The 14,851-nt window shown below is 41.7% G+C and carries 8 protein-coding genes and 2 pseudogenes; 2 read left to right on the top strand and 8 right to left on the bottom strand.

Translation table 11 applies throughout. The annotated features are described in order from the left end of the window. Both QUA25_RS07125 and QUA25_RS07120 read right to left on the bottom strand, forming a co-directional pair. Positions 1-1,073: pseudogene (locus tag QUA25_RS07125) on the bottom strand (hypothetical protein); the annotation flags it as partial. 91 nt (positions 1,074-1,164) lie between these two features. Continuing rightward, positions 1,165-1,870, bottom strand: a pseudogene (locus tag QUA25_RS07120) (GDP-mannose 4,6-dehydratase); the annotation flags it as partial. 662 nt (positions 1,871-2,532) lie between these two features. Between QUA25_RS07120 and QUA25_RS07115 the strand changes: the two are divergent. Then, the gene (locus QUA25_RS07115) at positions 2,533-5,541 is read left to right on the top strand and encodes a tetratricopeptide repeat protein (protein ID WP_333036672.1); all 3,009 of its coding nucleotides are present in this window, start codon (positions 2,533-2,535) and stop codon (positions 5,539-5,541) included. Positions 5,542-5,620: 79 nt separating this feature from the next. Then, on the top strand, positions 5,621-7,900 hold the full coding sequence (locus tag QUA25_RS07110) for a glycosyltransferase family 61 protein (protein WP_333036670.1): 2,280 nt from the start codon (positions 5,621-5,623) through the stop codon (positions 7,898-7,900). A gap of 2 nt (positions 7,901-7,902) precedes the next feature. Here QUA25_RS07110 and QUA25_RS07105 read toward each other — a convergent pair whose 3' ends face one another. The 6 genes from QUA25_RS07105 to QUA25_RS07080 all read right to left on the bottom strand — a co-directional run bounded on the left by QUA25_RS07105 (position 7,903) and on the right by QUA25_RS07080 (position 14,727). Beyond that, entirely contained in the window at positions 7,903-8,817 is a 915-nt protein-coding gene (locus QUA25_RS07105) for an NAD-dependent epimerase/dehydratase family protein (protein WP_333036669.1), read from the bottom strand. 16 nt (positions 8,818-8,833) lie between these two features. Continuing rightward, on the bottom strand, positions 8,834-10,159 hold the full coding sequence (locus tag QUA25_RS07100) for a class I SAM-dependent methyltransferase (RefSeq protein ID WP_333036666.1): 1,326 nt from the start codon (positions 10,157-10,159) through the stop codon (positions 8,834-8,836). 304 nt (positions 10,160-10,463) lie between these two features. Further along, complete coding sequence (locus QUA25_RS07095) at positions 10,464-11,471, bottom strand: GDP-mannose 4,6-dehydratase (protein ID WP_333036665.1); 1,008 nt, start codon at positions 11,469-11,471, stop codon at positions 10,464-10,466. After that, a complete protein-coding gene (gene rfbF, locus QUA25_RS07090; protein WP_333036663.1) occupies positions 11,468-12,244 on the bottom strand; it encodes a glucose-1-phosphate cytidylyltransferase in 777 nt (258 codons plus the stop codon). Before rfbF ends, QUA25_RS07095 begins: the two co-directional genes overlap by 4 nt. 90 nt (positions 12,245-12,334) lie before the next feature. Further along, a complete protein-coding gene (locus tag QUA25_RS07085) occupies positions 12,335-13,294 on the bottom strand; it encodes a GDP-mannose 4,6-dehydratase (protein ID WP_333036661.1) in 960 nt (319 codons plus the stop codon). A gap of 413 nt (positions 13,295-13,707) precedes the next feature. Continuing rightward, the gene (locus QUA25_RS07080) at positions 13,708-14,727 is read right to left on the bottom strand and encodes a type I glyceraldehyde-3-phosphate dehydrogenase (RefSeq protein ID WP_006634268.1); all 1,020 of its coding nucleotides are present in this window, start codon (positions 14,725-14,727) and stop codon (positions 13,708-13,710) included. Positions 14,728-14,851 lie beyond the last annotated feature (124 nt).

Raw genomic sequence — 14,851 nt, 5'->3', positions numbered from 1 at the left:
TGAGTCTGGTGCAGTTGAGCCTGAGATTGCTCCAACTCTCCCTGAGTCTGGTGCAGTTGAGCCTGAGATTGCTCCAACTCTCCCTGAGTCTGGTGCAGTTGAGCCTGAGATTGCTCCAATTCTTCCTGAGTCTGGTGCAGTTGAGTCTGAGATTGTGCTAATCCACTTTCAGCCTGGTGCAGCAGTACATGAGATTGCTCTAATTCTCTCTGAGTTTGGTGCAGTTGCAATTGTAATTGTGTCTGTTCATCCTGAATCTGGTGCAGTTGCGCCTTGTAATGCGACAATTCTATCCGAGTCTCATATGGCATATGGTAATAAAGATGAGTAGGCTCGACATCTAAGTTTAGAGTAAAGTCATTTGAAAGCTTGGAAAGCTCTATAACAGCGATCGCATTAGCGGTTGCAAACGGATAGTTGTACTCTGCATTGGTAACTTCAAAAACATCTACTTCTGCCCACAACATTTTAACGCTATGTTTGGTCTGATCTCTATCTATTAGTTTTAAAAAGTTTGTAACAACTGCTTCTTTAGGAATTCCGTACTTTCTTAAAAGACTAAGGTACTGACCGCTGAACTGAATATACCACTCACCGTCTGTCAATGTTCCAAAAGGAAAAGTAATTAAAGCAGTTCCTCCAACCGCAAGGATATCGTATATCTTAGCTATAGCCTTGAGGGGAGCTTCTAAATCTCGTTCTTCTGCAATTTCTCCATAAGTTCCGACGGGCGTAACCCCCTGTCCTATATGCTCTACTGTTGAAATAGAAACTATAGCATCATATTTTTCTTCTGATCCCAGTAACATTAAATCTTCATTGTCTACACCTAGCTCTCTTTCAAATTTATCTACAATTTTTCTAGAAATAACTCCCGTATGCTGACTGAGGGAATTTTCATAATAGGATAGCACGTTTCCCACTTCTAACACACGGGCGGATTTGACAAGATTCGCCAGAAAGTCAAATCCGATCGGCACTTCCACTGCTCTTTCCGAAGGATTGTTATATTGAATGCGGTTGTAAGGTAGTTCTTTCCCTTTAAAGTTGAAATTTACTTCCCACTTAGTCATTTTACTTGTTCCCTTTTTTACTCGGTTTCACTAATTTTCTGTTAAGCTTAAACCTATACTTGGTATAGTACAGAAGGTTTCAACTTACTTATTAACAATTAGCCTGTTTAGCCTCCACCATCATTTTTACTACAGCCAGCATTTTATATTGTGCCTGCAAACCTAACTTTGGCTGCGCCTTAGCAGGATTGCCTTTGCCAAGAAGTGCAATGTCTGTTGGTATGTAAAGACTCCTATCTGTAACTGTATGTTCCTCCCAGCCTAATCCTAAAGTCGCCAACCCTTGGAAAAGAAATTCTTGTAAAGCGTTGGTTTCCCCAGTAGCAAGGAAAGAACTTGTATGCCTCGCGATAATTAGTTACTTCCCCAAATGCTGTTGCTTTGGCAACTTCATAGGGACTTCTGGGATGAAATGGGGTGTTTTGTTCGGTGGCTTTACCTCCGGTCTCACCAAAGTATTCGCTAGAATTGGCATGATACCGTTTAATTTTTCCTCCCCTAAAGCGAATTGCGTCTAGGAGATTCAGTGTCCCGGTAGCAATGCTTTCGAGGGTTTTGACTGGTTGCTTGAAGGACGGCCCTACGGAAGTCTGAACCGCTAGATTGTACACCTGATCTGGCTCTATTTTGGCAAGCACTTGTAAAACGTTGCCAAAGTCGTTGAGAGACATCGATTTTAGCTTCACGACTTCGCGGATGCCCAAACGGGAGAGATGGGGGAATCCTGAGATTTGGGGAACCCGCGATGGACCGCAGACTGAGTAGGCTTTATCTAGGAGTAATTTGGCTAGATAAGCTCAGTCTTGGGCCATTGGTAACAAGTTAAGCTAAGAAAGCATTTGTCAATCAGCAATTATGCTCAACATTTACTCGGATTTTGGGGATAAAACTGAGATTTGGGCGATCGAGGAATCATGCCGAGGGTGATATTTATACCTACTCCCTCTCAAATCGTGAATTTTCCACTCCTAAAAAAGCAGTTTTTTTGAGTAATATTACTTATTGACAAATGCAAATAAGTCTTAACTTGTCACCAATGGTCTTGGGCTGGTATATCACAAATGAGTGATTTTTTTAATATAATTACTTCTCGAAATTCTCTGATGACGACCGCCTGCTGGGTGCTTGCTCCGTTTAATATATCTACGCACACACTTAAGCGCAGGTTTTGCTAGTTGACTTGACATAGCCTCAAATGTTCCCTACTCTAGTTGAGGCTGTGTGTAGATTTGTTTCATACGGGAACTTTACGAAAGCGCTGATCGCCTGGTATCATGTACACAGTTTGAAATTAGCAACAACCCAAAAGCTAGAAGTTCTTTATTGGATTAGTAAACAATTGTATTTTTCTCAAGTCGCTTTAGAGATTGTCTGAATTGCATGAGTTAGTGAAACTCTAGGGGGCTGCCAGAATCAGGCTGGAAAGAAAATAGTTATTTAGAAATATTATTGAACTGAAATGAATACACCGGAACCGGCAATACAATATTTTAACGAGGGGAAGCAACTTCTAGAGGAAGAGAAACTAGAAGAAGCGATCGCAGCTTTTCGCCGTGCAATAGAGCTAAATCCTGACCTCTCTTGGTCTCACCACAATTTAGGAGAAGCTCTAGCGAAACTAGGTCAATTCGAGGAAGCGATCGCATCTTACCGCAGCGCCATAGAACTCAACCCGGATTTTTCTTGGTCTTATCATCACTTGGGAGATACTTTAGATCGACAGGAAAAGTGGGAGGAAGCGGTTGTTTCTTTTCGCAGGGCCATTGAACTTAATGCCGATCACTTTGGTTCTTACTGTGGATTGGGGCAGAGTTTGGTGAAACTGGGCCGGTTAGATGAGGCGATCGCGGCTTACCGCCAAGCAAGTATTCTTAACCCGGATGTGGATTGGATTTACGGCTGCATAGCAGATATTTTACAGCAGCGAAGAGAGTTGGATTTGGAGGCTGCGATCGCCTCCTACCGCCGTGCAGTACAACTAAATCCAAATGACGTGCAAGCATACCGCAACCTGCTAAATATTCAACCAGATAACTTTGAAATTTCTTTGGATTTGGGGAATGCTTTAGCGAAACAGGGGGATTGGCGGGGGGCGATCGACACATATCAAAGAGCGATCGAGCTTAACCCACAAGAGGCTTTAGTTCACAACCTTTTAGGGGAAGTGTTAGAACAAGTCGACGAGCTAGAAGCAGCAGTTTTTTCGTATCGAAGAGCGATAGAGCTTCACCCATTTTTTATGTCTGACGAGCAGTTAGGGAAAGCCTTGGCTAAACTCAGTTATCTGCAGCAATTTCCCCCGGACGACGCAGCCTTTTTGCAAAAAACTAGCCACCTCAGTGATGCAGATTTCGTCCAAGAACTTTTCTGCACCTATCTGAAACGCTCTCTCAATGATGAAGAAGTTGCTTCCTTCGTTGAAGTTATTCGTTCAAGTGGTCGAACTCGTCACCAAACACTCGTCGAAATTATCCGACCATCCATGGAATTTCAATCAAGGCACAAACAATTTTTATCACTTTCATTGGAGGAAGTTCACTGGCAATTGGGAACCTTCTTTGCACAAACAGGGGAATGGGATAAAGCCCTTACCTCGTTCCATCATGCAGTTTTACTAAAACCTGAAATAGCCTTAGCCTATAGCCGTTGGGCTGAATATCTAGTTTTAGAGAACAAATATGATGAGCAGGTTGCGATTAGATCCAAATTTTTCATTGCTTTACTAAATAAATCATACTCAGCGGAATTTTATGCCTGTTTAGGAAAACTTCTAGCACGAAGAGGTCGGGTAGATGAAGCACTAGAAGCTTATAAAAATTCACTATTGTTAATCGATCAACCAAATCGACCTGAATTTTCCGAAGAAATTTATATCAATATCGGTCAGCTCCTGCAACAAAAAAATCAGCTAGACGAAGCGATAAAATATTATCAAGAAGCTCTGGCTCTCAATCAAAACCAAGTTGAAGCGTACATAAATATTGGGCATATTCTTTCAGTAGAAAATCAACTATACGCAGCAATTAAATTTTACAAAAAAGCACTGGAAATTCAGCCTAATCAAGGAAATGTTTACATTTATATTGGGCATATCTTATTACATACCAATCAAATAGATGAGGCAATAAAGTATTATAAAAAAGCCCTGCAACAACCTGAAATCCACTACCATGCCTATCTAGCATTAGCAAGTAGCCTTACTCAACAAGGTAAGTTAGATGAAGCTGTATCTTGTTTGGAAGAGCTAATTAATCAAGGGAGTTCATCTAATTACCCTGAAGCTCTCAGAAACTTAGGAAATATTTTGCTGCAACAAGGTAAAATAGATGAGGCAAATAGTTGTTTCCAAAAAGCAGAGCCAGTTACTCCTCTGCAAGGGTTTTATCCCTCAACTAGAGAGTGGGCAGTTAAATTCAGCTCGGAGTCAAGTCACTATATAGATATACATCCTAGTCATCAAATCCAAATCCCGCTACCGAAAACACTAGATGAAGATGTCCATCCTGGTTTGAAGAATTGGAGTAATTTTGAATCGCCAGCTACCTTTGTTGCTGTAGTGCAACAAGGAAGGTACTGTCAGCTTGACGGTAGGCAGACTGCTTACATCACGGCTGACAATCAGATATTGCTAGATGTTTCTAGTTTCATAAACCCTGGAAACTTATCAGAACTCTGTTTGCCGTCTATTCACGAAGTTAATGGTATAGTAGCAGTTTTATCAGGTAATACAAGTGCGATATACTACCATTGGATAATTGATGCGCTTCCCAAGTTGGGACTAATAGAATTGAGTGGGATAGAACTGGATAGTATAGACAAATTTGTAGTTCCCAATTATAAGTCTGACTTTCACAAAGAAACACTAAATATATTGGGAATTCCAGAAAATAAAATTATAGATGGTAGTAAATACCCTCATGTGAAAGCGGATAGGTTGGTTCTTTCATCTTACCCAGGTATAATTTGTTGCCCGACTAAATGGGCCACTAATTTTCTCCGGAGTAAATTTTTATCGGCGGCAGCTAAGTCAAAATTAGAGCATCCAGAGCGTATATATATCAGTAGGAGTATTGCAGGGAATCGGAGAATTATCAATGAAGCTGAAGTGATAGAAGTCTTGGATAAATTGGGGTTTGTAACTATTACGGCCGAATCAATCTCGATAGCAGAAAAGATTTCCTTGATGTCCAGCGCTAAAGTCATAGTAACTCAGCATAGCGGTGGAGGGACTAATCTGCTATTTTGTAATCCTGGGACTAAAGTTATAGAAATTTTTACTCCTCACAATGTGGGTATGTGTTACTACATTATGAGTCCTCACTTAGAACTTGATTACTACTATTTGATGGGCGATGGTCTGGAATGCTCTTACTTGCGTCAAATCATTTATCAGATAGATGGTTTTGAAGATACAATTGTCAACATCGATTCACTGAAAGCCTTGCTAAATATGGCGGGTATTACATAGCCTTTCTAGAGAGTAATTTATGTTCAACCCGTTAATTCAAAAACTACTGTGGCACTGCCCACCCGATGACAATTTTTTTTTGAACGCAACTACAAACCTTAGTGATGTAGAGTTTGTGCAAACTGTTTACTGCGTTTATCTGAAGCGATGGGTGGAGTCGCCTGAAAGCATTAGTGAATTGGTGCTACTTTTACAAGAGTATAAAACACGCCAAGAATTTATCACCAGATTTATCCGACCATCACAAGAATTTCAGTCTTTGTGTCAAGGGTGGGCTTCTGCTTCTAAAGATGATATTTACTGGTCTTTGGGGATTTCCTTTGCAAAACAAGGAAAAAGATATGAAGCAATTACAGCCTACCGTCAAGTGCTTGCTCCTAATTCAAAATCTGAAAACTTTTATGGGCAATTAGAGCAGATCAAGAACATACCTCAACTGCAACTAGAAGAATTCCCACCCAATGACGAGGCATTTTTACAAGTAACTGGTGATCTAAGCGATGCAAAGTTTGTGCAAGCTGTTTACTCCGCTTATGTGAAACGTTCAGTAGATTCGTCTGAAGGTATTACTGAATTAGTGCGAATTCTACAGGAACATCAAACCCGAAAACAATTTATCACTCGTTTCATTCGACCTTCAGAAGAATTTCAGTCTTTGTGTAAATTTTTTCAATCAGCCACAACTTCGGAAATTCAAGGGCGTTTAGCCTCATGGTATGCCAAAGAAGGAAAATGGGATGAGGCTATAGCGGGCTTTCATTGGGCATTACTACTTAAACCAGATTTAGTACAAGCTTACTGCCATTGGGCAGATTCTTGCGCCCGACAAAATAGAAGCGATGAAAAGGTAAAGTTTGTAAGTGAATTTCTTAAAGTCCTATTGCTTTATCCTGATTCTGAAGATGTTTATCTTATTTTTGGCAAACTGTTAGCCCCTGGTAAAGACTTAGATGGTGAAATGCACGTTTACCGTCAATCGCTACTAATTGAACAAATATTAGGACAAGCTGTGATGTTAGCGTTGCCAGATAATTTAGAGCAAGCTTTAAATTATTTGCAAGATGAAATATGCAAAATAAAAACTGATGAAGTCGTCAATCCTCAAAATCACTCAATTCTTGACGATCCTTGGCTTTATGCCTATATTCTGACTCGGATTAGTAAAACTTTATTTCATAAAGGTAAGTTAAAGCAAGCATATATTTGCGAAAAAAAAGCACAACCAGTTGTTGTACCGAAAGGTTTTTATGATACCACCAAAGAATGGGCTTTAGCTTCTGATTTAGAATCTCACTACATAAAAATTTATCCACAGGATAACCTTAATATTACAACTATTGCCAAAACAATTGACAGAGAAATTTATCCAGATTTAACTGGAGATTATTGGCTTAAATTTGAGTGTCCCGAAACATTTATTGGTCTTATTCCAGAAGGGAGGTATTACCAATTTGGTGTGTATAACACTGCTGTTATTACCTCAGAGAATGACTTGTTACTTGATGTTTCTCAACTGCCTGGTTGTCCAAAGGAAGTTACACCCCTTATGTTTTTAGGCAAAAATATTCCACCTTTTTGTAAAGAAATAGAAGGTACAGTAGTTGTTTTTACCTCAAATCCTGGTACAAATTTTTATCATTATATGTTTGATTTTTTACCCAGATTCGGTCTACTTGAAGTAAGTGGATTGGATTTAGATAAAATAGATTACTTTTTACTTAATTTTTATCCCTTTGATTTTTACCAAGAAACTTTAGAAATTTTAGGAGTTCCCCAAGAAAAAATTCTGACAATTCAAAAGTATCCTCATGTGAAAGCTAAAAGTTTGATAGTTCCATCTTTACCTGGTGTTATATGCTTTCCCACTAAATGGTCAGTCGAATTTCTGAGGGGCAAATTTATGCCTTTAATCGATCAAATCACCTCTGAATCATCTTGTCGGGTATATATTAGTAGGAACCTTGGCTCCAACCGGAGAATGGTTAATGAAGATGAAGTTTTAGAATTATTGAATAAGCTAGGATTTATAACCGTCTATTTTGAAAAAATGTCAATGCTGGAAAAAGTCGCACTCATGTCTAGGGCTGAAGTGGTAATTGGTGTGTGTGGTGCTGGATTAACTAATCTAGTTTTCGCTCATCCAGGAACGAAAGTAATAGAAATATTTGCCCCAAATTATATACATTTTACTTATTATATTCTCAGCCATCACTTGGGGCTGGAATATTATTATTTAGTTGGAGATAGGGTTGAGATTAATTACTTAGCAGAACTAATTTATAAAGGGGGTATATATGAAGATGTAATAGTTAATCTCAATTCTCTAAGAGATATTTTAGAGCTTGCGGGAATAAAATAAATTCAGTTTAATTGTTTTTGCCACCAAATAATAGTTTCATCTAAGCCCTTGTCTAAATCGTATTTTGGTAAAAAACTCATTTCAGTTGATAAACGAGAGACATTGGCAGCAAATAGCGGTGGTTCCTCAGCAGAAGCAAGTATAGCCCCTAGTTTAACTAAATCCGATTTCCCCAACTTTTTAGCTATTTTTAAGATAATTTCTTTAACTGCCATAGGCTTTCCCGAAGCTATATTAATCTCACCAACAACATTACTTTCTAAAAGTTTTACAAAAGCATTAGCCACATCTTCAACATAAAGATAATCCCGTATCTGATTACCATGAGAACACAAAGCAGCTTCACCACGCAACAGAGAAGCAATAACTGATGAAACTAAACGCTTGGGATGATCGTAAGGACCATAAACGTTAAAAATACGCCCCCAAGCACTACTAAGTTTAGTTATTTCTGCATAGGCTTTTAACATTTCTTGCAAAGCATTTTTGCAAACCCCGTAAGTTGTATGCGGGTTTCTTGGAGTTAAAACTTCCGAACAGTAACCGTAGTTCCAATCATATTCCAAGGCACTACCAGCCATAACAACTCGTTCCCCGCCTTGTTCTCCAAAATGTCTTAGTAATTCTAAACTAGCTTGTACCCAAAGGAAGTTTTCTTCTGCTACTAAGCATTTTCCCGGTATGTTGTACCAAGCAAAGTGCAGCAGGTGAGTTGGCTTGATGATAGACACCAGATTTTTAACTTGCATGGGTTCTAGTAAATTCATAGTATGCCAACAGCATTGTGCGTGTACATCTGTTGAATTTACTGGAATTTTAGAGGTGACAGCATGAACCTCAAAACCCGCATCAGTTAAATGTGCGAGCGTGTGTCTACCAATAAAACCAGTCGCACCTGTTACTAGCACTTTTTTCATGGTTTATTAGCCTAATTTACAAAGGAAAAGCTAATTCTTCAAAAGGAGCACTCAAATAACGTTTGTAGTTGTCGCGATCGACAATATGCAAGCGTGGTAAGTCAAACACCAACTTTCCCCCTTTCTCCAGATACTCCATCTCATCCTCAATCACTTCGCGACGGAAATGCCAGATCAAGACAAATACATAGTCAGGTTGATTGCGCCGTAGCTCTTCTTGGCTAATGATCGGAATGCGCGTACCGGGCGTAACCAAACCGTGTTTTTGAGGTTGCAAGTCACAGATAGCAACCAGGTCTTTCGGGGTAATATCACAAAAATTCAGTACAATATTTCCCTTTGTCGATGCTCCATAGCCATAGACTTTTTTGCCAGCAGCGCGGGTGAGATTGAAAAAATTACGCACTTCATCACGATGCTGAAGAACGCGATTGCGGAAACGATCAAAAGGAGCTATTGTGCTAAGTGGCGCCTCATAATCAAGGAGCTTCTTAATATTGTGATGGTTAGGCTCCCTCGGACTATCATCCCGAGCTGCAATGAGGTAAAAACTACCACCATTGATATCATTCAAGCTCACATCCAGTATTTTGATACCAGCACGTTCAGCCATCCACAAGATTTGGCGCAAACCCATATAGGTTATGTGTTCGTGACAAACTTGATCGTAGGTGAGGTTAGTGAACATCATCGGCATATACGACAACTCAAAACCCCATACCCCGTCTTGAGCCAGTATGGAGTGAATTTGACGCATGAAGCCTACGGGGTCTTCAAGGTCATAAAACATCGCAATTGAAGTTATTATGCGACACTTACGTTCTCCAATGATGCTACGCAAGCGCTCCGCTGAAAAGAAATCATAAATAACCTGAATATCAGGATCGAAATTATCAGCAAATTTTTCACTGGATGGGTCCATGCCAACTCGAACCAGACCGAGATTCCGATACAAATTCAGCACCGTGCCATCATTGCAACCGATGTCTAATACGATGTCGCCATCCTTCGGCTGCACAAGTTCGAGCAGGTGTTTAATCTTTGACTCTAGGTGACTACGCATCGTGCGACTGGTTGACGAACGGTAGCCATAAGTTGTCCCGTACATTTCCGATACATTAGCGGTATGCTTGAATTGTAGCATCCGACAAATATCACTTGAATCATCGCCGTCACACAGAACTAGATCGAGAGGCGAAATCGATGGGTTAGGGGAATCTATCGCTGGAAAAACACTGCTGAGGCATTGCTCGCCAAGATTTAAAACAGGGGTGAGATTTTCGTTGCCACAAATTCGACATTTAGTAATTTCTTTAACTGTGCCGGGGACTGAGTGCGTCATAGGGTTCTCCAAAGTGAAAATATTCAAGCGGTTGAGTGAGTTGGTTGATTAAGTTAATACTCCTGTCTGCCAATCAATAGCTTAGCATCATCAGTCTCTCGTAACTGCCTCTACTCTAACATCTCTTTTAGTTGGAAAAACTAGAGAATTGATATTTGCGAGCGCCTGTGGAAAGTTACTAACGCCCATAGCACCAAAAACCTCTAGCTTTACCAGATATATTGCTGGCCAGTATGCTTGCAGTTCATCTAGTTGTGAAGATATCTCTTGTGAAACAAAACTAGCTCAGCAAGGCAAAGCTGTTCTATTCCTGCTTAAGCAATGCCAATGTTTGCCTGTCAAAGTTGAAAAATTTATCGTACCATTGAATGGCCTCGCGCAGTCCTTCTTCAAGAGAATACTGGGGTTTCCAATGCAACAGCCTGCGTGCCTTCTCTGCTGAAAGATACTGATGCTTGATTTCATTTTTAGCCTGATTCAAAATAATCGGCTCCAAATGACTCTTATCCATCAATTCCAAAATCTTACGCACCATTTCCAGCACCGGGATTTGCAGCTCATTACTGAAATTAAACGCTTCTCCCCATATTTCTCGTCTGTCCATCTGCTCAGCTAGATGCAAATAAGCTAAAACCCCATCTTTCACATAAAAATAGTCTCGGATATAACTGCCATCGCTGCGGAGTACCACTTGCTTGTCGCGCAAAGTTGACCGAATTGTATCGGGTACTATACGATTAAAATTTAAGTCTCCACCACCGTAAAAATTGCCACAACGGGTTACGCATACTGGCACCCTGTAGCTGACATAATAAGTCCTACAAATCAAATCTGCACAACTTTTAGAGACATCATATGGGTGCTCTCCTTGCAGCGGTGTTGTCTCGTCGTAGGGCAGCACCAACTGATCTCCATAAGCTTTGTCGCTAGAGGCCACAACAACTCGACTGACACCCCCAATTTGGCGGCAGGCTTCTAGCAGGTTCCAAGTACCTTTAATATTTGTCTCGAAAGTATCTAGCGGATCTCGGTTACCAACACCCACAATAGATTGAGCTGCCAAGTGAAATACGGTGTCTACTTCATACTCATTGATCGCTCGTTTTAGGGTTTGTAAATCTTGTACGCACCCGCGCACTATGTTAATCTGCTGATGCCAGTCTTCTGTATAAAGTCTGGATTTTGGCACCCAGTCTCTGACTAATCCAGTTACCCTTGCCCCCCGTTGCACTAATTCAGCTACTAACCAGCTACCCAAAAGGCCAGTGCAGCCTGTCACCAACACAGATCGATCGCGCCAAAATTCACTCATTCCCACACCCTCCAAGGAGCCTCTCCATTATCCCAAAGTTCATTCAAATACTTATACTCGCGGTAAGTATCCATCGCAAAGAAAAAACCTTTGTGGCGGTACGCCATCAATTGTCCCAGGGCCGCTAACCGCTCTAGTGGCTCTCGCTCCAAAAAACAATCATCCCCGCTCAAATCCTCAAATATGCTGCGGTGAAGTATCAAAAATCCCGCACTAGCCCAGCCATCTATTTGAGGTTTTTCGGTGAATTCCACAACTTTGCCTTGGTTGTCCACATCTAAAATACCATATCTCGATATCGGACGCACTGTACTAACAGTTGCCAGCTTACCATGAGCCTTGTGAAAATCCAACAGATCCCCAATATCGATATCAGCAACTCCATCACCGTATGTCACCATAAAGGTATCATCAGTAATGTATTTCTCTACACGTTTCACCCGCCCTCCAGTCATAGTGTCCGCGCCAGTTTCTGCCAGGGTAACCTTAAAATCTTGCTCGCGATGCTCCTCGTGATAGGTAATGCAATTCTGGCGACCCAAGCAAATAGTAAAATCATTATTCATAGCTTCATAATTCAGAAAATACTCCTTAATCATGTTGCCGCGATAGCCCAAACACACAATAAAGTCCCGGAAACCGTAATGGGCATAGGTCTTCATAATGTGCCATAGAATTGGATACCCCCCCACATCTACTAGGGGTTTGGGACGAAATTCTGTTTCTTCTCGGAGACGTGTCCCCAAACCGCCGGCTAATATAACTACTTGCATTGTTTCACATCTTGAAAAGGGTACACAACCGCTGATAATTCACAACAGCTATTTATTGCCAACAAACAGCTATTTTTTATTAAAAAATCCTCACACCTTACCCATCCTCGCTTCCACCATCATCCGCACCACATCGGGCATCTTATACTTCGCCTCCCATCCCAATTTTTCTTGTGCCTTACCCGGATTTCCCCTCCCAACTGCAATCTCCGTCGGTCTGTAGAGACTCGCATCGGTTACTAAATGTTCCTGCCAATCCAAACCCGCAGCAACAAACGCTGTTTTCACAAATTCTTCCAAAGGATAGGTTACACCCGTGGCAATTACATAATCGTCCGGTTCTTCCTGCTGCAACATCAAATACATCGCCTCCACATATTCCGGCGCCCAACCCCAGTCCCGCTGCACGGAAATATTACCCAAATGCAGTTTTTCCGAACTACCCCCAGCAATTCGGCACACCACAGATACTATTTTTTGGGTGACAAACCTCTCCGGCCGCAGTGACGACTCGTGATTGAACAAAATACCAGAACACGCAAACAAATTGTACGCTTCTCGATAATTCGCTACTTCCCAAAATGCCGTTGCTTTCGCCACCGCGTAAGGACTTCTGGGGCGAAAAGGCGTATTTTCATCGGCTGGATTGCCTCGGGTATCCCCAAAACATTCGCTGGAACTGGCGTTGTAAAGTTTGATTTTTCCGCCTGTAAACCGAATTGCTTCTAAGAGATTCAATGTGCCTGTGGCAATGCTTTCGAGGGTTTCTACGGGCTGTTCAAAAGACAGACCGACGGAACTTTGACCTGCTAGATTGTACACCTCATCTGGCTCTATTTTGGCAAGCACTTGCAAGACGCTGCGAAAATCGTTGAGAGACATGGATTCTAGTTTTACTTTGTCTCGGATGCCCAAACGGGCCAAGTTCCCGAAACTAGAAATTTGGGCGTCCCTGGAGGTGCCGCAAACTTCATAACCTCGATCGAGCAACAGTTTAGCTAAATAAGCTCCGTCCTGACCTGATATACCACTAATTAACGCTTTTTTCATACCACATTTGCTTCCAAAACTCTACCGTAGCTGTTGCTATTTTTTCAGGTTTTTAACTTTTATAGTCGGAATTTTTATTTTTTTAATATTTGGGATTTTCCGAGAACTTAACAAAAGCAATTTTAAGCGCTTACTACAAACAACAAATTTATCATCAAGTAGACCCGAAAGCCCGATCGTAGTATTATGGCAAAAATTTCGATAGCTGGGAGTAGCAGCATAAGCATATCGTAGGGACACGGGACTGCCATGTCCCTACGATATTTCATTTTGTCCTCGCCAACTATCGACTGCCAAAAGTCTCTACCGCTCGAAAACAGAAATAATCAGTCAACTAGAAATCGACTCAAAAGTACAAAATATCAGGATTTTTTACCTTCTGCCGAATGACTAAAGCCTTCTGCCTTCGGGTACTAGGCTTCCCAACGTTCGGCGACCAATTCAGCCAAGTCAACAACACGCTGACTGTAGCCCCACTCATTGTCGTACCAAGCCAAAACCTTTACCATGTCGCCATCCATCACCAGCGTTAAGCTGGAATCCAGAATCGAAGAAGCATCACTTCCGCGATAGTCGCATGAAACTAAAGGCAAATCGTTGTACTCCAAAATTCCTTTCATGGAGCCAGAGGCAGCTTCTTTGAACACTTGATTTACTTGCTCGGTAAAAGTCTTTTTCTCTACCTGAGCCACAAAATCGACTACGGACACATTGGGAGTCGGCACGCGCATGGCGATACCGTTTAACTTGCCCTTCAATTCTGGAATCACCAAAGCCACAGCTTGGGCGGCTCCGGTAGAAGTCGGCACAATATTCATTGCAGCAGCCCGGGCCCGCCGCAAGTCGCGGTGGCTGGCATCCAGCAAGCGCTGGTCGCCAGTATAGCTGTGGGTAGTGGTCATCATGCCTTTGACGATGCCAAAATTTTCGTGCAGCACTTTCAGTACAGGAGCCAGACAGTTAGTAGTACAGCTAGCATTGCTGATGACTGTGTAGTCACTGTGCTTGTAGTTGTGGTGGTTGACTCCCATCACATAAGTGCCAACTTCAGAACCCTTGCCGGGAGCGGTAATTAGCACTTTTTTAGCGCCGGCAGTGATATGCTTCGATGCACCAGCTTGGTCAACGAAGACACCGGTCGATTCAATAATCAGATCAATACCCCAATCTTTCCAAGGCAAGTTTAGCGGGTTGCGATCGCTCACGCATTTAACTGTCTTGCCGTTGAGAGTAATGGAATTTTCATCCGCACTGATGTCCACATTCTTCAACGTTCCCATCATGGAATCGTATCTCAGCAAGTGAGCATTACTTCTAGGATCGGAAGTGTCATTAATAGCTACCAACTCTAGCTGGCTGTTTTCTCGGCCCAGCCAGCAGCGCGCAAAACTGCGCCCGATACGTCCAAAACCATTGATCGCGACTCTAATCACCTTGTACCTCCTAACGATGGCAGCCTCTAGCTCAGGCTTAAATTTTGAAAAAATTTAAGAATTGACTTATGAGACAAGATCATATCGCAAAGGTCGATCCTTTCTAACTTTTTGTGTCGATCAA

Source organism: Microcoleus sp. Pol17C6, from assembly GCF_036701145.1.
In the GTDB taxonomy this organism is placed as follows: Bacteria; Cyanobacteriota; Cyanobacteriia; order Cyanobacteriales; family Microcoleaceae; genus Microcoleus.
This window is presented reverse-complemented; position numbering and strand designations above follow the sequence as displayed.

Bases quoted from the DNA above. Each gene is read 5' to 3' on its own strand.
- QUA25_RS07115 (WP_333036672.1), top strand. From the start codon at position 2,533: ATGAATACACCGGAACCGGCAATACAATATTTTAACGAGGGGAAGCAA.
- QUA25_RS07105 (WP_333036669.1), bottom strand. From the start codon at position 8,817: ATGAAAAAAGTGCTAGTAACAGGTGCGACTGGTTTTATTGGTAGACAC.
- QUA25_RS07100 (WP_333036666.1), bottom strand. From the start codon at position 10,159: ATGACGCACTCAGTCCCCGGCACAGTTAAAGAAATTACTAAATGTCGA.
- QUA25_RS07095 (WP_333036665.1), bottom strand. From the start codon at position 11,471: ATGAGTGAATTTTGGCGCGATCGATCTGTGTTGGTGACAGGCTGCACT.
- rfbF (WP_333036663.1), bottom strand. From the start codon at position 12,244: ATGCAAGTAGTTATATTAGCCGGCGGTTTGGGGACACGTCTCCGAGAA.
- QUA25_RS07085 (WP_333036661.1), bottom strand. From the start codon at position 13,294: ATGAAAAAAGCGTTAATTAGTGGTATATCAGGTCAGGACGGAGCTTAT.